At 71.2% G+C, this 21,573-nt stretch carries 19 protein-coding genes; 12 read left to right on the plus strand and 7 right to left on the minus strand.

Annotated features, from left to right (window positions below; translation table 11 throughout):
• Positions 1 to 56 precede the first annotated feature (56 nt).
• From OG707_RS24430 to OG707_RS24445, 4 genes are all read right to left on the minus strand, one after another.
• A complete protein-coding gene (locus OG707_RS24430; RefSeq protein ID WP_329121755.1) occupies positions 57 to 449 on the minus strand; it encodes a roadblock/LC7 domain-containing protein in 393 nt (130 codons plus the stop codon).
• A gap of 38 nt (positions 450 to 487) precedes the next feature.
• Positions 488 to 1,243 carry a transcriptional regulator gene (locus OG707_RS24435; RefSeq protein WP_329121757.1) on the minus strand — a complete coding sequence of 252 codons (756 nt, stop codon included), beginning with the start codon at positions 1,241 to 1,243 and terminating at the stop codon, positions 488 to 490.
• The gene (locus tag OG707_RS24440) at positions 1,240 to 1,641 is read right to left on the minus strand and encodes a hypothetical protein (RefSeq protein ID WP_329121759.1); all 402 of its coding nucleotides are present in this window, start codon (positions 1,639 to 1,641) and stop codon (positions 1,240 to 1,242) included. Before OG707_RS24440 ends, OG707_RS24435 begins: the two co-directional genes overlap by 4 nt.
• Positions 1,642 to 1,791: 150 nt before the next feature.
• Positions 1,792 to 3,123, minus strand: a complete 1,332-nt coding sequence (locus tag OG707_RS24445) for a diaminopimelate decarboxylase (protein ID WP_329121761.1) — start codon at positions 3,121 to 3,123, stop codon at positions 1,792 to 1,794.
• Between the two features lie 114 nt (positions 3,124 to 3,237).
• Between OG707_RS24445 and hutU the strand changes: the two genes are divergently transcribed.
• Genes hutU through hutI form a run of 4 tightly spaced genes read left to right on the plus strand, consistent with a single transcriptional unit; the run spans position 3,238 to position 8,655 of the window.
• Complete coding sequence (hutU, locus tag OG707_RS24450; RefSeq protein WP_329121763.1) at positions 3,238 to 4,902, plus strand: urocanate hydratase; 1,665 nt, start codon at positions 3,238 to 3,240, stop codon at positions 4,900 to 4,902.
• A 26-nt stretch (positions 4,903 to 4,928) separates the two neighbouring features.
• Entirely contained in the window at positions 4,929 to 6,128 is a 1,200-nt protein-coding gene (locus OG707_RS24455; RefSeq protein WP_329127951.1) for an allantoate amidohydrolase, read from the plus strand.
• On the plus strand, positions 6,119 to 7,456 hold the full coding sequence (locus OG707_RS24460; protein WP_329121765.1) for a formimidoylglutamate deiminase: 1,338 nt from the start codon (positions 6,119 to 6,121) through the stop codon (positions 7,454 to 7,456). Before OG707_RS24455 ends, OG707_RS24460 begins: the two co-directional genes overlap by 10 nt.
• 26 nt (positions 7,457 to 7,482) lie before the next feature.
• Positions 7,483 to 8,655 (plus strand): imidazolonepropionase, encoded by a 1,173-nt coding sequence (gene hutI, locus OG707_RS24465; protein ID WP_329121767.1) that lies wholly within the window; start codon positions 7,483 to 7,485, stop codon positions 8,653 to 8,655.
• Positions 8,656 to 8,661: 6 nt separating this feature from the next.
• On the opposite strand, the gene OG707_RS24470 is transcribed toward hutI, so the two are convergent.
• The gene (locus OG707_RS24470; RefSeq protein ID WP_329121769.1) at positions 8,662 to 9,789 is read right to left on the minus strand and encodes a lipid II:glycine glycyltransferase FemX; all 1,128 of its coding nucleotides are present in this window, start codon (positions 9,787 to 9,789) and stop codon (positions 8,662 to 8,664) included.
• 74 nt (positions 9,790 to 9,863) lie between these two features.
• On the opposite strand from OG707_RS24470, the gene OG707_RS24475 reads away from it, so the two are divergent.
• From OG707_RS24475 to OG707_RS24510, 8 genes are all read left to right on the plus strand, one after another.
• Positions 9,864 to 10,556, plus strand: coding sequence for an aspartate/glutamate racemase family protein (locus OG707_RS24475; RefSeq protein WP_329121771.1), 693 nt, complete (start codon positions 9,864 to 9,866; stop codon positions 10,554 to 10,556).
• A gap of 127 nt (positions 10,557 to 10,683) precedes the next feature.
• The gene (locus OG707_RS24480) at positions 10,684 to 11,769 is read left to right on the plus strand and encodes a GNAT family N-acetyltransferase (protein ID WP_329121772.1); all 1,086 of its coding nucleotides are present in this window, start codon (positions 10,684 to 10,686) and stop codon (positions 11,767 to 11,769) included.
• A 49-nt stretch (positions 11,770 to 11,818) separates the two neighbouring features.
• Entirely contained in the window at positions 11,819 to 13,111 is a 1,293-nt protein-coding gene (locus OG707_RS24485; RefSeq protein ID WP_329121774.1) for a glycosyltransferase, read from the plus strand.
• Positions 13,112 to 13,155: 44 nt separating this feature from the next.
• Positions 13,156 to 13,911, plus strand: coding sequence for a polysaccharide deacetylase family protein (locus OG707_RS24490; protein WP_329127952.1), 756 nt, complete (start codon positions 13,156 to 13,158; stop codon positions 13,909 to 13,911).
• Between the two features lie 152 nt (positions 13,912 to 14,063).
• Positions 14,064 to 15,959, plus strand: coding sequence for a hypothetical protein (locus tag OG707_RS24495; protein WP_329121776.1), 1,896 nt, complete (start codon positions 14,064 to 14,066; stop codon positions 15,957 to 15,959).
• 19 nt (positions 15,960 to 15,978) lie between these two features.
• Positions 15,979 to 16,386, plus strand: coding sequence for a hypothetical protein (locus OG707_RS24500; protein ID WP_329121778.1), 408 nt, complete (start codon positions 15,979 to 15,981; stop codon positions 16,384 to 16,386).
• Positions 16,383 to 17,531 carry a glycoside hydrolase family 26 protein gene (locus tag OG707_RS24505; RefSeq protein ID WP_329121780.1) on the plus strand — a complete coding sequence of 383 codons (1,149 nt, stop codon included), beginning with the start codon at positions 16,383 to 16,385 and terminating at the stop codon, positions 17,529 to 17,531. The genes OG707_RS24500 and OG707_RS24505 overlap by 4 nt, the downstream gene beginning before the upstream one ends.
• 19 nt (positions 17,532 to 17,550) lie before the next feature.
• The gene (locus OG707_RS24510; RefSeq protein WP_329121782.1) at positions 17,551 to 18,165 is read left to right on the plus strand and encodes a class I SAM-dependent methyltransferase; all 615 of its coding nucleotides are present in this window, start codon (positions 17,551 to 17,553) and stop codon (positions 18,163 to 18,165) included.
• Here OG707_RS24510 and OG707_RS24515 read toward each other — a convergent pair.
• Positions 18,132 to 20,282, minus strand: coding sequence for a lipopolysaccharide biosynthesis protein (locus tag OG707_RS24515; protein WP_329121784.1), 2,151 nt, complete (start codon positions 20,280 to 20,282; stop codon positions 18,132 to 18,134). The two genes, OG707_RS24510 and OG707_RS24515, sit on opposite strands and share 34 nt — an antisense overlap.
• Positions 20,275 to 21,417: a DegT/DnrJ/EryC1/StrS family aminotransferase gene (locus tag OG707_RS24520; protein WP_443071496.1), complete on the minus strand. Its 1,143-nt coding sequence runs from the start codon at positions 21,415 to 21,417 to the stop codon at positions 20,275 to 20,277. The genes OG707_RS24515 and OG707_RS24520 overlap by 8 nt, the downstream gene beginning before the upstream one ends.
• Positions 21,418 to 21,573 lie beyond the last annotated feature (156 nt).

Below are 21,573 nucleotides of genomic sequence, written 5' to 3' on the forward strand. Positions count from 1 at the left end.
TCGGATGTTGGCCGAGACGGTCCGGGCCCTGGTGGCCCGGGTCGTGGGTGGGTCGGTCACGAGCTCTCCAGCCGTTCGAGGGCGCTGTCGACGAGCGCGCCGATACGAGCACTCGCCCGCCGGGCTTCGAGATGCAGCCGGCCCACGTTGATCCGTGGCTGGGCGAGGATGGTGAGTACGGCCGACGAGCCCGCCGCGTAGGTCGCGACATAGCCGTGCTCGCCCCGTACGAGAAGTTCACGGAAGTCGCCCTGGCCCGTGGTGTCGGTGAGCCGCTGGGCCACTCCGAGTGCGGCGGCGGTGAGGGCGGCGATGGTCTCCGCCTCCGCGGCCGCGGTGTCCTGGGCCAGCACCAGACCGTCGGCGCTGGCGGCCAGCGCGCCGCTGACCAGGGGCACCCGGGCCCTCAACCGGCCGAGTTCTTCCAGGACTTCGGCCTCTGCGGTCATGAGCTGTCTCCTCTCGGCGCGCTGCCGCAGGGCGCGGATCACAGCGTGGCCTCCAATGCGTCGCGCAGTCGGGTGAGCAGGGCGATGTCCGGGTCGGCCGCGACGTCGGCGACCCAGGCGGGCACGGTGGGCGGCGGCGCGGGCGCGCGGGGAGTCTCGACGGCGCCTGCGGCCGCCAGCCTGCGGACGTCGATCAGGGTGTGGAACGCGGGACGGCCGAGGAGCCGGGCGATGTCCTGCGGGGCCCTGGCCCCGTCCGCCAGCGCCAGCACGGCACGCTGGCGGGGCGTGACCGGGGAGTCGGTGGTGCGGGGTGCCCGTACGACCGGAGCACTGTCGACCGCTTCGTACGGCCATATCTGGTCGAGCAGTTCGCGGCGGCGCACCGCCTCCCGCTCCACCCGGTCGGTGGGGACGGGGTGCACCGGGCCCATCCAGTGCACGACGCCGTGGCGGAAGCGGGTGGGTCCGGTCCCGGGCGCCAGCGCGAAGAACGCGGCGTCGTGGAGGGCGCTCAGATGGACTATCTCCAGCTCGCCGCCGGCCAGTTGACCGCTGTCGACGAGGAAGCTGCCGACCCGCCCGCGGGCGCCCGCCCGGTCGACGGCCTCCTGCCACCCCTCGGGGCGCAGTCTGCCGGTCGCCGTGAGCAGCACCTCGAGCCCGGGTGACGAGGGGCTCTCGGCGTGCACGACCTGGCCGTCGACGAGGTACAGGGTGCCCCGGTCGCGGAGCAGTGCGCCGGTGGCATGCTCCGCGGCCAGCCGCTCCAGCATGGGCGAGGTGACGCTCATCCCAGGACCAGCCGATCCGCCAGGTCGCGCAGGCGGAGCCGGGCCATCGCGAGATTGCCCAGTTCGCGGTCGAGCCAGAGGTGGAAGAAGACGCTGCTGTCGAAGGTCGTCTCGACGAAACGCAGCACGTGATAGGCGGTGCGCGTGGTGACGATGACGTCCTCCACGGGCAGTTCCTTGCCCGTGGCGCTGTCCGCAGGTTCGTCGGGGACGAACGCGGGGTGCTCGGCGGCCATCCGGGCCAGCTCCGCGGTCTCGGCCGCGGTGGCTTCCGGGTCCTGGTGCGGTGCGTCACCGACGCTGCCCAGCGAGAGCCCGCTCGTCCAGTCCACCACCGAGGCCCCGAGGGCACCCGGCACCTGCATTGCTTCGAGCAGGCACTCGTCTATTCCGGCCACGCTGAACCCCCCTCCCCGGTGGTGCGGCTGTGACCGTCAAGTTACGCAGAGTTCTGTTCGCCGGGTGGAGTTCTGGCATTTTCCAGCGGAACATGCGGGACTTGGGTAGGGTCCGTGCAGCCTTTGCGGAGGGGGAGATTCAGGGCGGGTTCAGAGGAGCGCGTCCCGGTGGATCCCACCGGATTCGGCCACGATCTCCTGGAGCGTCTGCGGGGTGCGGACCGTGGCGAAGGCGGTGCCCTCACTGTCCGCCGTGAAGCCGTGGACACCTGGCCTGGCCAGGCTGTTGTACGCGTAGTGGTGCGCGAAGTAGTACGCACCGGTGTCGAGCACCGCCGCGTAGTCGCCCGGCTCCAGCAGCGGCAACTCTCTGTTCTCGGCCAGGAGATCACCGGCGAAACAGGCAGGTCCCGCCACGTCCTGGGGGACTTCGGCGCCCGTCTTGGGCCGGCCCTTCGTGTCATATGCGGCGATCCGCAGAGGCCAGGAAGCGGGTGCGTAGACGGTCCTGGTCGCCACTTGGACACCGGCGTGGGTGACCGCGATGGGGCGTCCGCCCGACGTTTTCGTGTACTCGACCCTGGCCAGAATCGTTCCGTGCTTGGCGAGCAGGGAGCGCCCGAATTCGGTGACCAGGCCGTAGCGGCCGTCGAGCAGACCGGGGACGGTGGACTTCAGGAGCCGGGCGTACTCCGCGTACGTCGGCGTCTCCTCGTCGGAGGAGAAGTTGACGGGGAGGCCGCCGCCGATGTCGACGGTGTCGATCTGCTGCCGCCTCGCAGCCTTGTTGATCTCCTCGGCCAGTTCGTAGGCGGCCCTGACGCCCTCGGCCATGAGTGCGAGGGGAACGCCCTGGGAGCCCGAGTGGGTGTGCAGCCGGTTCAGCCACGGGCGGTCCAGGTACGCGCGGACGACCCACTCGCGCGCGCCCTCGTCGCGGAGCGCGATGCCGAACTTGGACGTCGCGGTGGCGGTGGAGAGGGCGCCGATCGAGCCGCCGCCGATCTGCGGGTTCACGCGCAGCCCGAGAGGTGACGCGGTGGGCGCAGAGGCGACCAGGGCGTCGATGCGCGCCAGCTCCTGCGGGTTGTCCGCGTTCACCGCGATCCCCAGGGCCAGGGCCTCGCGCAGCTCGGCCGGGGTCTTGGCGGGGGAGTCGAGGACCGTGTCGCCGGGGCGCATGCCCGCCGCGCGGGCCAGGGCCAGCTCGCCGGGGCTGGCCACCTCCGCGCCGATCCCCTCGTCGCGCAGCAGCCGCAGGACCGGGACCAGCGGGGACGCCTTGACGGCGAAGGCGTGCAGGACGGGTGTGTCCGGCGGGGTGACGTCGGCGAACGCACTGCGCAGCGCGGCCGCGCTGCTGCGGATGCCGGTGATGTCCAGCAGACCGATGATGGGGGTCTCGGGGCCCGCGAGCCCCGCTTCCACCGCAGCCTGTATTGCCTGCTCACGCCGTGTCGCGGCGTCCATGTCCGAAGCCATGTGGTCCAGACAACCATCAGGTCGGACACAGTGGGGACCCTCGACGTATTGACTAGTTCTATTCAGCTGGTCAGGATGTGAATAGTCCATGCAACATTCACGAGGAGGCAGACCATGTCAGGACCCCGGCCGGTACGGGCACCGCGCGGTACGGAGCTGAGCGCCCTGGGATGGCAGCAGGAAGCCGCCCTCCGCATGCTGCAGAACAACCTCGACCCCGAGGTCGCCGAGCACCCCGACAAGCTCGTCGTCTACGGCGGCACGGGCAAGGCCGCCCGTGACTGGCGCTCCTTCGACGCCATGGTGCGCACGCTCAAGACGCTGAAGCAGGACGAGACGATGCTCGTCCAGTCCGGCCGCCCCGTCGGCGTGATGCAGACCCACGAGTGGGCGCCGCGCGTCCTCATCGCCAACTCCAACCTGGTCGGCGACTGGGCGAACTGGGAGGAGTTCCGGCGGCTCGAGGCCCTCGGACTCACCATGTACGGCCAGATGACGGCCGGCTCCTGGATCTACATCGGAACCCAGGGCATCCTCCAGGGCACGTACGAGACCTTTGCGGCCGTCGCGCAGAAGAAGTTCAACGGCACCCTCGCCGGGACCATCACCCTCACCGCCGGCCTCGGCGGTATGGGCGGCGCCCAGCCGCTCGCCGTGACGATGAACGACGGCGTCGCGATCTGCATCGACGTCGACCCGCGCGCCATCGAGCGCCGCATCGAGCACCGCTACCTGGACGTGAAGGCCGACAGCCTGGAGCACGCGCTGCAGCTCGCCGTCGAGGCCCGCGACGCCCGCCGCCCGCTCTCGATCGGCCTCCTCGGCAACGCCGCCGAGCTCCTTCCGCAGATGCTTGCCGAGGGCGCCCCGATCGACATCGTGACCGACCAGACCTCGGCCCACGACCCGCTCGCCTACCTGCCCGTCGGCATCGACTTCGACGACATGGCCGACGCGGCCGCCAAGGACCCGGCGGGCTTCACCGTCCGCGCGCGCGAGTCCATGGCCCGGCACGTCGAGGCCATGGTCGGCTTCATGGACGCAGGCTCCGAGGTCTTCGACTACGGCAACTCGATCCGCGGCGAGGCCCAACTGGCCGGATACTCCCGCGCGTTCGACTTCCCCGGCTTCGTGCCCGCCTACATCCGCCCCCTCTTCTGCGAGGGCAAGGGCCCGTTCCGCTGGGCCGCCCTGTCCGGCGAGGCCTCGGACATCCACAAGACGGACCGCGAGCTGCTGAAGCTCTTCCCGGAGAACGAGTCGCTGCACCGCTGGATCAAGATGGCCGGCGAGCGCGTCCACTTCCAGGGTCTGCCCGCACGCATCTGCTGGCTCGGCCAGGGCGAGCGCGACAAGGCCGGTGAGCTCTTCAACAACATGGTGGCCGACGGCACCCTCGCGGCGCCGCTCGCCATCGGGCGCGACCACCTCGACTGCGGCTCCGTCGCCTCCCCGTACCGCGAGACCGAGGCCATGCTCGACGGCTCCGACGCGATCGCCGACTGGCCGCTGCTCAACGCCATGGTCAACGTCGCCTCGGGCGCCTCCTGGGTCTCCATCCACCACGGCGGCGGCGTCGGCATGGGCCGCTCCATCCACGCCGGTCAGGTGTCCGTCGCCGACGGCACGAAGCTCGCGGGCGAGAAGATCCGCCGTGTGCTCACCAACGACCCCGGGATGGGCGTCATCCGCCACGTCGACGCCGGCTACGACATCGCCGAGCGCGTCGCGGACGAGAAGGGCGTACGCGTCCCGATGCGCGAGGGTGACGACGCGTGACGCTGGAGCAGCCCTCCTTCCAGGAGATGTGGCGGGAACTCCTGCCCATCGGGCGCGACTCCGGCTCCGGCGGGTATCGGCGGTACGCCTGGACCGCCGCCGACGCCGACTGCCGGGAGTGGTTCAAGGCGCAGGCCGCCGCGCGCGGGCTGACGTACGAGATCGACCGGAACGGAAACCAGTGGGCCTGGCTCGGCGACCCCCTCGCGGGGGACGCCGTGGTCACCGGGTCGCACCTGGACTCCGTACCGGACGGCGGCGCGTTCGACGGGCCGCTGGGCGTGGTGTCCTCCTTCGCCGCCCTGGACGAACTCCTCCGGAGGGGAGTGGAGTTCAGCCGACCGCTGGCCATCAGCAACTTCGGCGACGAGGAGGGCGCCCGCTTCGGGCTCGCCTGTGTGGGCTCACGGCTGGCCGCCGGCCAGCTGACCGTGGACAAGGCGCACCAGCTGCGCGACGGGGACGGCATCTCGCTCCCGCAGGCCATGGAGAAGGCCGGGTACGACCCCGAGACCATCGGGGCCGACCCGGAGCGCCTCGCCCGCATCGGAGCGTTCGTCGAGCTCCATGTGGAGCAGGGCCGCGCCCTCGACCTGAGCGGCGACGCGGTCGGCATCGCCTCGGCGATCTGGCCGCACGGCCGCTGGCGGTACGACTTCCACGGTGAGGCCAACCACGCCGGCACGACCCGGCTCGTGGACCGGCGCGACCCGATGCTGACCTACGCGGAGACCGTGCTCGCCGCCCGCCGCGAGGCCGAACTCGCCGGTGCGGTCGCCACCTTCGGGAAGATCTCCGTCGAGCCCAACGGCGTCAACGCGATCCCCTCGCTGGTCCGCGGCTGGCTCGACTCCCGCGCCGCCGACCAGTCCACCCTCGACACCGTCATCGCCGGGATCGAGCAGGCGGCCAAGGAGCGCGGCGAGCGCGACGGTGTGGACGTCCGGGTCACCCGGGAGTCCTTCACTCCCGTGGTCGAGTTCGAGCACGCCCTGCGCGACGAGCTCGCCAAGATCCTCGGCCGGGACGGGGCGGACGTGCCCGTCCTCGGTACGGGAGCGGGACACGACGCCGGAATCCTCTCCGCGTCCGTCCCGACCGCCATGCTGTTCGTACGCAACCCCACGGGCGTCTCGCACTCCCCGGCGGAGAACGCCGGCGAGGACGACTGCGTCGCCGGGGTCAGCGCACTGGCCGATGTTCTGGAGGGACTGGCGTGCAGGTGACGTACTGGCTGGAGCACGCCTGGCTCGGCACTCATGTCGAGCCGGGCGTCGCCCTGGACGTGTCGGACGAGGGCCGGATCACCACGCTGCGCACGGAGGTCGCCACCCCGCCCCCGGGCGCGACCGTCCTGCGCGGGCTGACCGTCCCCGGGCTCGCCAACGCCCACAGCCATGCGTTCCACCGCGCCCTGCGCTCCACCGTCCAGGTGGGGTCGGGCACCTTCTGGACCTGGCGCGAGGTGATGTACGGGGTGGCCTCCCGCCTCACCCCGGATTCGTACTTCACCCTCGCGCGCGCCGTGTACGCGGAGATGGCGCTCGCCGGCATCACCGCCGTGGGCGAGTTCCACTACCTCCACCACGCGCCCGGCGGCACGCCCTACGACGACCCGAACGCCATGGGCGAGGCGCTCATCGCGGCGGCAGCGGAGGCGGGGATCCGGATCACCCTCCTCGATACCGTCTACCTCTCCTCCGGCTTCGGGGCTGCCCCCGACCGTCACCAGCAGCGGTTCTCCGACGGGACCGCGGAGGCGTGGGCCACTCGCTCTTCAGTTCTCAAGGACCGGGATCACGCGCGGATCGGTGCGGCCATCCACTCCGTACGGGCCGTGCCCGCGGACCAGTTGGAGACCGTGGCGCAGTGGGCCGAGGAGCGGCGGGCCCCGCTCCATGTGCACCTTTCGGAGCAGACCGCCGAGAACGAGGCCTGCCTGGCCGCCCACGGCCGCACCCCCACCCGGCTCCTCGCCGACCACGGGGTGCTCGGCCCGCGCACGACCGGCGTCCACAACACGCACCTCACCGCCGAGGACATCTCCCTCCTCGGGACGTCCTCCACCGGCACCTGCATGTGCCCCACCACCGAGCGCGACCTCGCCGACGGCATCGGACCTGCCCTCCAACTCCAGCGCGCCGGATCCCCGTTGTCGCTCGGCAGCGACAGCCACGCCGTCATCGACATCCTCGAAGAGGCGCGCGCGATGGAGCTCAACGAGCGCCTCCGCTCGCGCACCCGCGGTCACTGGACGGCGGCAGCCCTCCTGCGGGCCGCGACCACCGACGGCCACGCGGCCCTCGGCTGGGACGACGCGGGCGCCATCGAGCCCGGAGCGCTCGCCGACTTCACGACGATCGCGCTGGACTCCGTCAGGACAGCAGGCCCGGTGCCCCGACTCGGCGCGGAGACCGCCGTATTCGCCGCCTCCGCGGCGGACGTGCGCCACACGATCGTGGGCGGCCGTCATGTCGTACGCGACGGAGTGCACGCCCTGGTCCAGGACGTCCCCCGCGCCCTGGCCGAGTCCATCGCCGCCCTGCACGCCTGACACGGCTGAAAGAGATCACCACTGCGATGACCACCACCGCCATCACCCACATCGCCAGTCTGGTCACCAACGACCCCTCCCTCGGTGACGGTTCCCCCATCGGCCTGATCCAGGACGCGGCCGTCGTCATCGACGGCGACCGCATCGTCTGGGTCGGTGAATCAAGCAAAGCACCCGCCACTGACAATGCCGTCGACGCAGCCGGAAAGGCCGTGATTCCGGGCTTCGTCGACTCCCACTCCCACCTGGTCTTCGCAGGCGACCGCACCGCCGAGTTCAACGCCCGCATGTCGGGCCAGAGTTATTCGGCCGGCGGCATCCGCACCACCGTCGCCGCCACCCGCGCCGCCACCGACGACCAGCTCTCCGCCAACGTGGCGAAGTACCTCCACGAGGCGCTCCGCCAGGGCACCACCACCCTGGAGACCAAGTCCGGCTACGGCCTCACGGTCGAGGACGAGGCCCGCGCCCTGCGCATCGCCGCCACCCACACCGACGAAGTCACCTACCTCGGCGCCCACATCGTCTCGCCCGACTACGCCGACGATCCGGCCGCCTACGTGGACCTCGTCACCGGCGAGATGCTCGAAGCCTGCGCCCCCCACGCCCGCTGGATCGACGTCTTCTGCGAGAAGGGCGCCTTCGACGGCGACCAGGCCCGCGCCGTCCTCACCGCCGGCAAGGCCAAGGGCCTCCTCCCGCGCATCCACGCCAACCAGCTCTCCTACGGCCCCGGCGTCCAGCTCGCGGTCGAACTCGACGCGGCGAGCGCCGACCACTGCACCCACCTCACGGACGCCGACGTGGAAGCCCTCGCCCAGGGAAACACCGTCGCCACGCTGCTCCCCGGCGCAGAGTTCTCCACCCGCGCCACCTGGCCCGACGCCCGCCGCCTCCTCGACGCCGGCGCGACCGTCGCGCTCTCCACGGACTGCAACCCGGGCTCGTCCTTCACGTCCTCGATGCCGTTCTGCATCGCCCTGGCGGTACGGGACATGGGCATGACCCCCGACGAGGCGATCTGGTCCGCCACGGCCGGCGGGGCCCAGGCCCTGCGCCGCACCGACATCGGTGTCGTACGCGAAGGAGCCCGCGCCGACCTCACGCTCCTCGACGCCCCCTCGCACGTCCACCTCGCGTACCGACCCGGCGTACCCCTGGTCTCACAGGTCTGGCGCGCGGGCGCAGCCCAGCTGTAAAGCAGCTCAACGCCGCGCGAGATACACGTCCAGCGCCTTGTGCAGCATCCGCCCCAGCGAGAACTCCCACTCGCCGAGCAGTTCCTCCACCCGCCCGCCCGACCCCACCTTGAAGCGCAGCCGCCCGAGCCCGGGACCGCCTGCGACCGACCCCTCCTCCAACCCGTCCGTCACGCCGCCCAGTTCATAGAACTCGGCCCCCATCGCATGCGCGTCGCACAGCATCCGCCAGTGCAGCGCGCAGCTGGGCCGCAGCTCCCGGTGGCGTACGGCGGGACCGGTGTACGCATGCCGGACCACCGGCCCGGAGAGGGTCATCAGCGCGGCCGCCACCACCTCGCCCTCGTACTCGGCGAGATACAACCGCAGCCCGTCGGCCCCGTCCGCGTTCAGCGCCTCCCACATCCGCCGGAAGTACTCCACCGGGCGGGCCGAGCGGCCTCCGCGGGCGGCGTCGCGCGCGTACAGGGCATGGAAATCACCCAGATCAGCCTCGGTTCCCCACCCGACCCGCACCCCGCTCTCGTCCGCGACCTCGATGCCTTTCCTCCAGAACGCACCGAGCCCCGCCCGGAGTTCCTCCACCTCGCGCCCCGCAAGCCCCACCCGCACCACGAACCCCGGCTGCCCCACCCCGTCCTCCACAGGCCGCCACCCCAGCGCCCGCAGCCGCTCGGTCAGCGCCAGCGCCCGCGGATCGGTCCAGTCGGCCGGCACCTCGCCGAGCCGCCGCGCCCGCCCCACCGCAGGATCGGCCAGCGCCGCCTCGACGGTGGACGCCTCCCAGTGCCGTACGACGACCGGCGGCCCCATCCGCACCGCAAAAGCGCCCCGCTCGCGCGCATGGTTCAGCAGCGGCCGCAGCCGCCCCTCCACCAGATGCGGCAGGAACCAGTCCACCGCGGGCCCCTCCGGCACATACGCGAGGGACCGCCGCGTCCCCGGCGCCTGCCGGTACAGCACCAGCGCCGCGTCCCGCTGCACACCGCCCGCGTCGAACCACCCGACGCTCTCCGCGTCCCACCCCTGCTTGACCCGGCCCCAGGCCGGCGTCTGCAGCGGACTGGCGGACGGGTACAGGGCGAGGTGACCGAGGTGCTCCTCGGTGGTGATCGTCCGTACCGTCAGGCTCATGGCGCGCGCTCCTCTGTTCGAGTACGCACCCTATGGCCTGCTCCGCACCCTCCGGCATGTGCGAAGGTGCTGCGATGAAGACGATCGGCCTCATCGGCGGCATGAGCTGGGAATCCAGCGCGGAGTACTACCGGCTGCTCAATGAGCTCGTACGGGAACGCCTCGGCGGCCTCCACTCCACCCGCTGCGTCCTGCACTCCGTCGACTTCGCCGAGATCGAGCAGCTGCAGGTCGCGGGCGAGTGGGAGCAGGCCGGCGAGGTCCTCGCCGGGGCCGCCCGAGGCCTCGAAGCCGCCGGGGCCGACCTCCTGCTGATCTGCACCAACACCATGCACAAGGTCGCCGACCAGGTGCAGCAGGCGGTCTCCGTGCCCCTGCTGCACCTCGCGGACGCGACCGCCGACGCGGTACGCGCGCAGGGCCTGACGCGCATCGGCCTGCTCGGCACGGCCTTCACCATGGAGCAGGCGTTCTACAAGGACCGCCTGGCCGCCCACGGCCTCGACGTCCTCACACCCGACCCTGAGGGGCGCGCGCTCGTCCACCGTGTCATCTACGAGGAGCTCTGCCTCGGCGTCGTACGCGACGAGTCCAGGGCCGCCTACCAGGACGTGATCCGGGGCCTCGTCGACGCGGGCGCTCAGGGCGTCGTCCTCGGCTGCACCGAGATCGAGCTGCTGATCGGCGAGAAGGACAGCCCCGTTCCGGTCTTCCCGACCACTCGCCTGCACGCCGAGGCAGCCGTCGCCGCCGCGCTGGGCGGGTAACGGATGTGTCGTAGTTGTCACCAGTTTCACTGATCGGTCACAAGAACGGCGATAGTCCCTACCGTGCGGCGAATGCGACCGGTACCGTCCCTTCCAGGGTTGCTCAGGGGGAGACCGGGGGGTCGAGTTGAGCGATGTACGGATCCGTGTCGTCAAACCGGGTGAGCTGAACGCCGGAGAGATCGAGAGCTGGCGCGAGTTACGGGCCAAATCGGGGGCGCCCGCAAACCCCTTCATGGAGCCCGAGTTCACCCTCGCCGTGGCCCGCGAGCGGTCGGGGGCGCGCGTCGCGGTGCTGCGGGAGGACGGGGAGGCCGCCGGGTTCTTCCCGTACGAGAAGGGGCTGCTGGGGCGGGGGAGGGCCATCGGCTTCGGGGTCTCCGACAGCCAGGGCGCCGTGCTCAGGCCCGGGATCGCGCTAGGCGCCCGGGAGTTGATGAAGGCGTGCGGGATCTCCTCCTGGGAGTTCGACAACCTGGAGGCGCAGCAGGGGCTGTTCGTGCCCGACGCCGCCGAGACGTATTCCTCGTACGTCATTGATATCGGGCACGGCTACGAGGCGTACGAGAACGTCCTGCGCACCCAGTCGCCCAAATTCCTCAAGACCACCCTCGCCAAGGAGCGCCGCATGGGGCGCCAGATCGGCGAGCTGCGCTTCGTCTTCGACGAGCGCGATCCGGCCGCGCTGCGGCAGCTGATGGCGTGGAAGTCGGCGCAGTACCGCAGGACGGGGCGCGGTGACCGCTTCGCCAAGGAGTGGATCAGCAGCCTCGTCCAGTACCTGGCGCATCTGCGCTCGCCCGGCTGCTCGGGGATCCTCTCCGTCCTGTACGCGAACGACCAGCCCGTCGCCGCGCACTTCGGGCTGCGCTCGCGGACCGTGCTGGCGTGCTGGTTTCCGGCGTACGCGCCGGAGTTCGCCAAGTACTCGCCCGGGCTCATCCTCCACCTGCGGATGGCCGAGGGGGCCGCGGCGGCCGGCATCGGGATGCTCGACATGGGGCGCGGGGCCGCCGAGTACAAGGACTCGCTGAAGACCGGGGAACTGCCCGTGTACGAGGGGGCGTCCCTACGACCGGGGGCGGGGGCGGTGCTGCACTGGGCCGGACGGGAGCCGGCCCGGCGCGCGCACAGTTTCGTAAGGGCAAGGCCGAAGCTCGCCGCCTTCGCGCAGTCCGCCCTGGAGAGGGCGGGGCGTCTCCGTGACCGATGACGCAGGGGTGAGACCGCCCGACGGCAGCAGGCAGAGACGGGGGAGTCGTATGCCGCAGACACCGCACCAGCTCAGCGCGATCAGAATCGCAGAGCTGGACCTCGCCGGACTCGACGGGGAGGTGATCTCACTGCGGCCCGCGCCCGGCGGGGCGCCCCTGACGTCCGGCGACATCTACGCACTCGTACGGCTGTGGGGCACCCCTGTCGGTGCCGTCCTGGCACATGTCGCACCGGGGGAGCAGCCCGCCGGGGTGCTCGCCGCGGCGGCCCGCAGGCAGCTGGCGCCGTTCGGGCAGGACGGGCCCGCGCCGCCCGTGAAGCCGGGCGACTTACCCAGGGCGTCGATCATCGTGGCCTCCCGCGAGCGCGCCGGCCAGCTGGCCCGCGCCCTCGACTCGCTGCTCGTCCAGGACCACCCGGACTACGAGATCGTCGTCGTCGACAACGCACCCGCCACCACCGCGACCCGCGACCTCGTCGAGGAGAACTACGCGCCCAAGGGCGTCCGTTACGTCCTCGAACCGGTCCCCGGTCTGGCCTCCGCGCACAACAGGGGCGTCGCCGCCGCCGAGGGCGAGGTCCTCGCCTTCACCGACGACGACGTCGTCGCCGACCCGCACTGGCTCACCGCGCTCGCCGCACCCTTCGCGGCCGACGAACGGCTCGCCTGCGTCACCGGACTGATCCTCCCCGCGCTGCTCAACACCCCCGCGCAGATCCTCCTGGAGAGCCACGGCGGCTTCGCCAAGGGCTTCGCGCCGCGGCTCTTCGACCCGGCGGCGCCGCCCGCCGACGAGCCGCTCTTCCCTTTCACCGCAGGGGAGTTCGGCTCCGGGGCGAACATGGCGTTCCGCGCGGCACCGCTGCGCGCGGTCGGCGGATTCGACCCCGGCACGGGAGTCGGCACCCTCGCCAAGGGCGGTGACGACCTCTACGCCTTCGCCCGGATCGTGGTCGGCGGACACCGGCTGCGCTACACACCGCAGGCGGTCGTCTGGCACCACCACCGCGAGACGTGGAAGGACCTGGAGAACCAGGCGTACGGCTACGGGGCGGGCCTCACCGCGTACCTCACCGCGATCATCGTCCGCCGCCCCGGACTGCTCCCCGGACTCCTCGCCCGCCTCCCGCGCGGCCTCGCGCACGCGCTGTCGATCACGGCGGCCAGGGCGTCCACCACAGGCGAATCGGTGCCGGGCGAGCACGGCACCCAGGACTACCCGTGGCCGCGCAGCCTCTCGCGCCTGGAGCGCAGGGGGATGCTGTACGGACCGATCGGCTATCTCCGGGCCCGCCGCAGCGTCCGCGGGAACCCGCTGCCGTGGGAGGAGGACCGGTGAGCCGCACCGACGAGCGCATCCCTGTCCTCCTCTACCACGCGGTGATGGACGACCCGCCGTCCTGGATCGCCGAATTCACCGTCACGCCCCGGCAGTTGGGTGCCCAGCTGGATGCGATCGTCGCCAGCGGCCGCACCCCGGTGCGGATCGGCGCGATCGCCGAACACCTCGCGGGGCGTGCCTCGCTGCCGCCCCGCCCCGTCGCCATCACCTTCGACGACGGCTTCGCCGACCTGCCGGGCCCGACCGCCGAGGCCCTGGCCGGGCGGGACATTCCGGCGACCGCGTACCTCACGACCGGGGCCATCACGGCGGGCGGCCGGAGCCTGCTGCCGCCCGCGCCCATGATGGACCTCGCCCAGGCGCCGCTCCTGGAGCAGTACGGGATGGAGGTGGGCGCGCACACCGTCTCCCACCCCCAGCTGGACACGCTCACGGCTGCCGACCTGGACCGGGAACTCACGGAGTCCAAGCGTGCGTTGGAAGAGGTACTGGGACACCGTGTCGGCCACCTCGCCTACCCGCACGGTTACAACAGCCGCGCCGTCCGCAGGGCCGCCGCCCGGGCCGGGTACGACAGCGCGGTCGCGGTCCGTCACGCGCTCAGCTCCGCCGGCGACGAGACGTACCGCATCGCCCGTCTGATCCTGCGCCGTACGCACACGGTGCAGGACATCGAGGCCTGGATGGCCGGGGGCGGCGCACGCGTCGCGCCCTATCCGGACTCGCTGCCCACGGTGGGCTGGCGGCTCTACCGGCGCGGGCGGGCGGCGCTGCGCGGCCCGGTCTTCGCGGGGTAGATCGTGTACGAATAGGACGGAAAAACCCTTGTGCAACAAGGGGGTTGGAGAGGCACACAAAGGCGAAGGTTGTTCCTATACTTCGTCGAAGGGGACAGCGGCGTGACGGCCGCGACCACATCTGTGGGGGGAGTCGCACGGTGCAGCAACGCATGCCCACACCGGTCACGGGGAGCGCCGAATCACCGCCCGCCGGGACACCGGAGACGCAGGACACCCGGGCGAGACAGGGACAGGACGACGAGCCGAGGGTCCCGCTGTCCCGCCGCATCGCCGACATCGAGCTCCAACAGTGGCTGACCTACGGCCTGTTGGTCCTGGCCGCCGTCCTGTGGTCGGTCTCGCTGCCGATGACCGACTTCCGGCACATGGGCACCTACGGCCTGCTCGACAAGTTCTCCCCGCTCTTCTACTTCTCCTTCGTCCCGCTGACCGCGGGCTTCGTCATCAGCCTGCGCCGCGCCGGGACGGCCCCCTGGTGGCCGGCGGCCTACTGCATCGCGCTGCTGATGGCGATCAAGGCGCCGACGGCGATCCTGTACGACTCGGTGCGCTACCCCTGGGCGTCCAAGCACGACGCGGTCGTCCACCACATGCTGCGCCTCGGCGAACTCCACCCGCACGAGGCGCTGTCGGGGAACATGTCGGCGTACGACCAGTGGCCCGGCTTCTTCACGCTCAACGCGGGCCTGGTGAAGGCCTTCGGCGTGACCTCGACCGCCTCGTACCTCAACTGGGCCTCGATCGTCTACGGCGTCCTCCTCATCCCGGTGCTCGTCCTCATCTACCGCACCTTCACCGAGGACTGGCGGCTCGTCTGGACCGGCGTATGGATCTTCGAGCTCGCCAACTGGGTGGGCCAGGACTACTTCTCGCCGCAGGGCATGTCGTACATCCTCTACCTCGCGATCCTGGCCGTCGTCCTGCGCCACTTCGTACGCCCCGGATCGGCCGGCGCCCTGCGCTCGCGCCACAACCTCGACCCGGCGGCAGCAGCTGTCCCGCCGCCCACGACGGTCCGCCAGCGCGCCGTCTGCGTCGCGATCATCGCCCCGCTGATCGCCGCCATCAACTTCTCGCACCAGCTCACCCCGGTGATGCTCTGCGTGGCGCTGGTCGCCCTCAGCCTCACCAAGCGGTACCGCAACTGGGGACTGCTCGTCGTCACCGGCATCATCATGCTGATCTGGGACCTGACGATGGGCCGCCCGCTCTTCGTCGAGACGGTCGAGTCGCTCAAGGAGTCGGCGGGCAACCTCCTCAACAACTCGCGCCCGGGGTACGCGGGCCAGCTCACCGGCGCAGGACCGGTCCTCCAGGGCGAGGCCAACGTGGTCATGGTGCTCGCGGTCGTCGTCCTCGCGGCGGCGGCCCTGCTGCTGCGCCGCCGACTGGTGAAGAGCGCACTGCCGCTGCTCCTGGTCTCCGCCGCCCCGGTCCCGATGTTCGCCGTCAACGACTACGGCGGCGAAATGCTCTTCCGCGTCTACCTCTTCGGCCTCCCGGGCGCCGCCTTCTTCGCGGCGGCCGCCCTGGTCCCGGCGGCGGCGAACACCGGCAAGCACAAGGTCGCGTACCGCCGCATCACCGCCGTCGCGCTGCCTCTCGCACTGATCGCGCTGGTAGCGGGCTTCTTCCCGTCGTACTACGGCAAGGAGCAGAGCTACTACACGCCGCCCGCCGAGACGGCGATGGTCACCAAGGCCATCAACAACGCCCCGAAGGACGCGCTGATCCTCTCCGCGACGGGGTCCTACCCGATGGCGCTGGACCGCTACGACGAGCTGGAGCACTGGTTCTTCGTCGAGCAGGAGGAGCCGGAGAACATCAAGATGCTGAAGGACCCGGCGGGGTACCTCGGCAAGCAGATATCCAAGGGCACGACGGCCATCGTCATCCTCACCCGTACCCAGGAGACCTTCACGGCGGCCGAGGGGCTGCTGCCCGCGGGCGGCTTCGCCGAGCTGCGCAGCAAGCTCGAGGCGTCGCCGAAGTACCACGTGATCGACCGCAACCAGTACGGCGTCGTCCTCGAATACCACGCCTGATCACGGGAGTTGCCGAGCCATGACCATGACCATGACCTTCACGACGACCCACGCACGGGTGGCGATGGCGATCTCCGGCTGGCTGGCGGTGGCGGCGACGGCCGCCCCTGCCGCCTCCCCGCTCCGCTGGATCCCGGTCCTGCTCTTCGTCTGCTTCGGTCCGGGCTTCGCCCTGCTGTTCCCCCAGCCCGGCAACCTCCGCCCGGCGGCGAGACTGGAGGCCCTGGCGCTGACGGCCCCGGTCAGCCTCTCGCTCGCGGCCCTGGTCTCCACCAGCCTCTTCCTGGTGAAGGGCTTCTCGGGCACGTCTTTCATGGTCTCCCTCGCGGCGTTCACGACCATCGCCGCGCTCCTCCCGGGCCTGCCTCTGCCGGCGGCGACCAGAGGCGCCATCGAGCGAAGCCGTAAACCGGTCAAGCGCCGATGACGGGCCGCCACGCGCTCCTACGCGGCCGCCGCCCCCGGATGTACTCCGTGCTGACGCTGCTGGGGGTGGCGGCGCTCCTCGCCGGCCTGGGCGTATGGCTGTCCCAGCCGGATGCGAACGGCGACGGCAAGCGCACCACCCCCACCGCGAACAGCCTGCCCAAGAACGCGGCTTCGGGCCCGGCCCCCACCGGCCGTTGCGCCCCCTCGGCGAAACTGGTCCCGGCGTGCGGGGCATGGTGGGGCGCGTACGTCCCCTATGCGGCGAACGGCTCGCTCAAGGACGCGGTGCACGGCTTCGAGTCAAAGATCGGCCGCAAGCTGGACCTCCTCTACACGTACCACGACATGTCCAACACCCAGCTGGACGGCCAGCTCCTCACCCCCGACGAGCAGGAGCTCGGCAAGGACCGGCTCCTGATGCTGGCCTGGGAGTCGACGGTCTGGCGCGAGCCGCACCACGCCAACTACACGGAGGACCAGCTCGGCTGGAAGAACGTGGCGGCGGGCAAGTACGACGCGTCGATCATCGACAAGGGCGCGGAACGCATCAAGGCGTACGGCAAGCGCGTCTTCTTCTCCTTCGACCAGGAGGTCGACGCCCGCATCAAGGAGGGCGCAGGGACACCGGCCGAATACGTCGCGGCGTACCGCCACATCCACGACCGCTTCAAGGAGCTGGGCGTCACGAACGTGGTCTGGGTCTGGACGGTCTCCGGCTACCTGGACCAGGGCAACGACAAGACGATCAAGTCCCTCTATCCCGGCGACGCCTACGTGGACTGGCTGGGCATGGACCAGTACAACTACTTCGCCTGTCACAACACCTCGGACTGGAAGGACTTCGACCGCAGCCAGCGCCCCACGTACGACTGGCTGAAGTCGGAGATCTCCTCGTCCAAGCCCATCATGTTCGCGGAGTTCGCCACAGTGCCCGACCCCTCGGACCCGTCCCGCCAGCGCGACTGGTACACCGAGATCCCGTCGGTGGCCCGCACCCTTCCCGACGCGAAGGCACTGGTGATGTGGAACCGGTCGGTCCCCGGCGAGGCCTGCGATCTGACGGTCAACGCGGGCGAGGGTCTGGCCGGTTACAAGCAAGCAGGCAAGGACAGCTACTTCAACCAGCAGGTGCCCACGCGCTGACAGCGGCTACCGTGCCCCGATGAACGCCGAGACGTACTGGAACCACAACGTCCACTACCACCCCCTCGTGCTCGCCGCCGTGCCCGAGGGGTGTGGCGCTGCCCTCGACATCGGCTGCGGGGACGGCCTGCTGACCCGCAAGCTGTCGGCCCTGGCCAAGACCGCAACAGGCGTGGACCGCCACACGGAAATGATCACAACTGCTCGCGCCCGGAGCACCGACTTCCCCACGACGACCTTCGCCGAGGCCGACTTCCTGGACCCCGCCCACGACCTGCTCGCCGAGGGAACGTACGACTTCGTCAGCGCGGTCGCCGTCGTCCACCACGTCGATTTCGAGCAGGCGGTACGCGCGATGCAGCGCCTCCTGGCCCCCGGCGGACGCCTGGTGATCGTGGGCCTGGCCAACAACCGCACCTGGCTGGACTGGCTGATCAGCGGAGCTGGCGTCCCCGCCAACCGCATCCTCCGCCGCCTGCGCAACGAGTCGGAACCCGCCGGCATGCGCATCGAGTCCCCCGGCATGGACTGGCAGCAGATCCGAACAGAATCCCAGCGCCTGCTCCCCGGCCGCCGCTACCGCCGCCACCTCCTCTGGCGCTACTCCCTCGTCTGGGAGAAGCCCGGTACGTAGTGCTTCACGGCCAGCACCACCGCCGTCACCGCCCCCAGCGCCAGGAACACCGGCATGCCCGCCACCGCGAAGACGTCCTGTGCCGCCCAGCCCACAACGGCCAGCGCCCAGACGGCACTCGCGGTGATCCGCCAGTGCGCGCCCAGCGCCCCCATCAGCACCGCGACCAGGCCCAGGCAGAGCAGCTGCAGCGCCACCGGCATGACCCGCAGCACCCCGGCGGAGCTGTCCAGGCCGGCCACGTCCGCGAAGAACGACGCCAGAGTCCCGTGCCAGCGCTCGGGCGCCGGATGCGGACGGATGCCCACGAAGAGCGGGGCCGTGTGCAGGGCCGCCATCGTCACCAGCAGGCCCGAGACGAGCAGTGCCGGGCGTGACCGGTACAGGGACACGGCCGCGCTGTAGACCACGATCAGCAGCACCGCCGCCGTGAGCGTCACCGGGGGCAGTGCGTCGATCAGCTCCGGGCCCGTCAGATGCTTGTGGTGCAGGTCCGTGGCGCGCGAGAGCGGGACCCAGAACAGGCCCGCGGCCAGGCCGAGCAGGAGCCAGAGGGTGTCCGTGAGCAGGGACTCGTTCGACTCCTCGGGGGCCGGGGGAGCAGCCGACCCGGCGCGCGGTTCGTCGGGGACGAATATCGGTATGCCCAGCGCGGGAGTCGCCGTGTCGTGCACCCCGCGCAGCACCAGCGTGTCCCTCGCCCACTGCGTGCCGAACTCGGAGGGCCGGCCCTCCGCGCTGTCGCGGGCCCAACGGGTGCCGTACGCGGGCGACTTGGAGTCCCGTACGGTACGCGACGAGGACGCACCCGGGGCGAGCGCCCGCCGCAGCCCGACCGCGCAGGCCAGCGCCATCCCCGTCATCGACGTCAGGACCGCCCACCCGGCCCCGTTGATGCCGACCTGCCCGAGCAGGACCATCGTCGAGCCGAGCACCAGCGTGCACATCACACCCTGGACGACGGCGAGCGCACCCGTCCGCCCCTGCACCCGCAGGACGCCGATGTACAGCTCGACGACCACGCGGGGGAGCGCGGCGGCCGCGAGCAGCCGCAGCACCGTGGTGCCGTGCGAGGCGTAGTGGTCGCCGAAGGGCTGCAGGATCTGCGGGGCGAAGACGATCAGGAAGACGACGACGGGGATGAGCAGATACGCCATCCGCCGGAGCGCTCCCCTTACCCCTTCCGCCAGTTGGCCCGGGCTGTGCGAGGCGTGCGCGGTGAGGGACGAGGCCATGTTGATGGCCATGTACTCCATCGTCCCGCCGACCGTGTACGCGATGTAGAAGTAGCCGTTCTGCGCGGCTTCGAAGCGGACCGCGACGACCACCGGCACCAGGTTGATCATCGCGAGCGAGAAGAGCGCCCCGACCGAGTCGCCCGCCAGGAAGCGCCCGATCTCCCGCAACGCGGGCGGTTCGCGGTCGGCCTCCGCCTTCTCCTGGCGCGGGATGAGCTTGCGGAAGATCAGCCAGCCGAGCGGGAGCACCGAGATGCCGATCGCCGCCGCCCAGGAGACGAAGATGCCGAGGACGGGCATGGCGGTGGCGAAGACGGCGAGCAGCAGCAGCTTGCCGATGGAGAAGACCGCGTTGCCGACCGGCACCCAGACGGCTTTGCGCAGACCGGTGAGCACCCCGTCCTGAAGGGTGAGGATCGCCCAGGCGACGCACGACCCCGTGAAGATCAGCCCGGCGGTGAGCGTGCCGAGCGGGGCGTACGAGGGCCCCCACAGGTCCAGCGTCAGGAAGAAGATGCCGCAGCCGACGCAGACGACGACCGAACTCCCCGCGTACGCACGCCGGACGAGCATGCCGGTGGACCGGCCCGCCCTCGGTACGTACCGGACGACCGCCCCGATCATCGTCGTCGCTGTGATGGAGGCGAGCAGCCGCATCGCGGCGATCGCGGCGGAGCCCTGCCCGACGGCCGCCTCCGTGTAGTACCGCGCGGCGACCAGCCAGAAGCCCAGGCCGAGGGCGGCGGAGACGCCGGTGGAGAGCATCAGCGCATAGGCGTTGCGGAACATCGAGTCGCCACTGGGTGCCGCGGGCGCGGCCTGGGCGGGCGGCTCGACCTCGGTGCCGGACTGCTCCCTGGTCCGGGTCGAGTCAGACACCGTCCGGACCCCGGGCCGGTTCGGCGCCGATCGCGTTCAGCACGGATATGACCTTCTCCGCCCGCAGCGGGTCAACGGGCAGCGCGTGCTGGGCGAACCAGCGGGCCCGGTCGGGCGCGGGGGACACATCGGTGAAGTCCGCGCCCGCGTACTCGTCGAGCGGCGGATCGTAGAGGTACCCCACCGTGATCCGGTGGCGGGCGAGCGCCGCGATGGCCGCGTCCCGGTCGGCGACAAGGAGCGGCACCCGGAAGAGCGGCTGCACGGGTCCCGGCCCCGGCTGCGCCCACCGTGTCTCCAACAGCCGCTTCGTACCGGCGAGATGGGCGGCGAGCTTGGCGTCGAGGCGCCCCGTGAGCCGGGCGATCCGGCCGAGCCGCACCCCGCCCGACGCGACGCGGTAGTCGTGCATGTCGACCCGCACCCAGGGGTCGAAGTCGGTCAGCGAGGGCGCGGTGGCGACGGCCTGCTTCAGCGCGTCGGGCAGCAGCGGCATCCGGATCGACTCGCGCTCCTGCATCCCCAGGATCCGCAGGGTGGCGTGCGCGGCGGAGGTGAGCCGCAGTCCGCGTACGAGCGCTTCCGCGTACGGACGGATCGTGTACGCCGCCTCGGCCGTCACCCGCACCGGCGCGAGGAGCTCGTCCCTGGCCCGCTCCAACTCGCCCCGCAGCGCCGGATCGGCGACGGCGAGGATGCCGCCGGCCTTCGCGTGCACATGCTTGGAGAGGGAGAAGACGGACGCCTCGCCGAAGGAGCCGACCGGGCGGCCGCCGACGGTGGAGCCGATCGCGTGGGCCGCGTCCTCGATGAGGGGAATGCCCAACTGGTCGCAGCGGGCGCGCAGTTCGGGAGCGGGATCGGGATTCCCGTAGAGATTGGTGGTCAGTACGCAGCCGAGCGAGGACCACACCTCGTCGGGCACGGCGTCCAGGTCGAGGGAGCCGTCGCGCGCTCTGAGCGGCGCCTGGACGGGTCTGAGGCCCGCGGCCAGCACCACGAAGAAGATCACGTCGTCGTTGACCGGCGACATCAGCACCCGTGCCCCGGGCCGGCACCACTGGCGTAACGCCAGGTACAGCCCGATGCGGCACGACGGTACGTAGAGACATTCCCGGCCGAGTCTGCGGCGCATCGACTGCTCGATCCCCGCTGCCCGGCCCCCCGTGTTGACAACCCCGAGCGCCATGACTGATCCCCCCTGAGCCCCTTGGGTCAAGATGGCTCAAGTTGGGGTGATTCGTCAATGATGCGAACAGGCCTGTGGATAACTGGGCGGAAAGCGTGACAA

The organism is Streptomyces sp. NBC_01465, assembly GCF_036227325.1.
Lineage (GTDB): Bacteria > Actinomycetota > Actinomycetes > Streptomycetales > Streptomycetaceae > Streptomyces.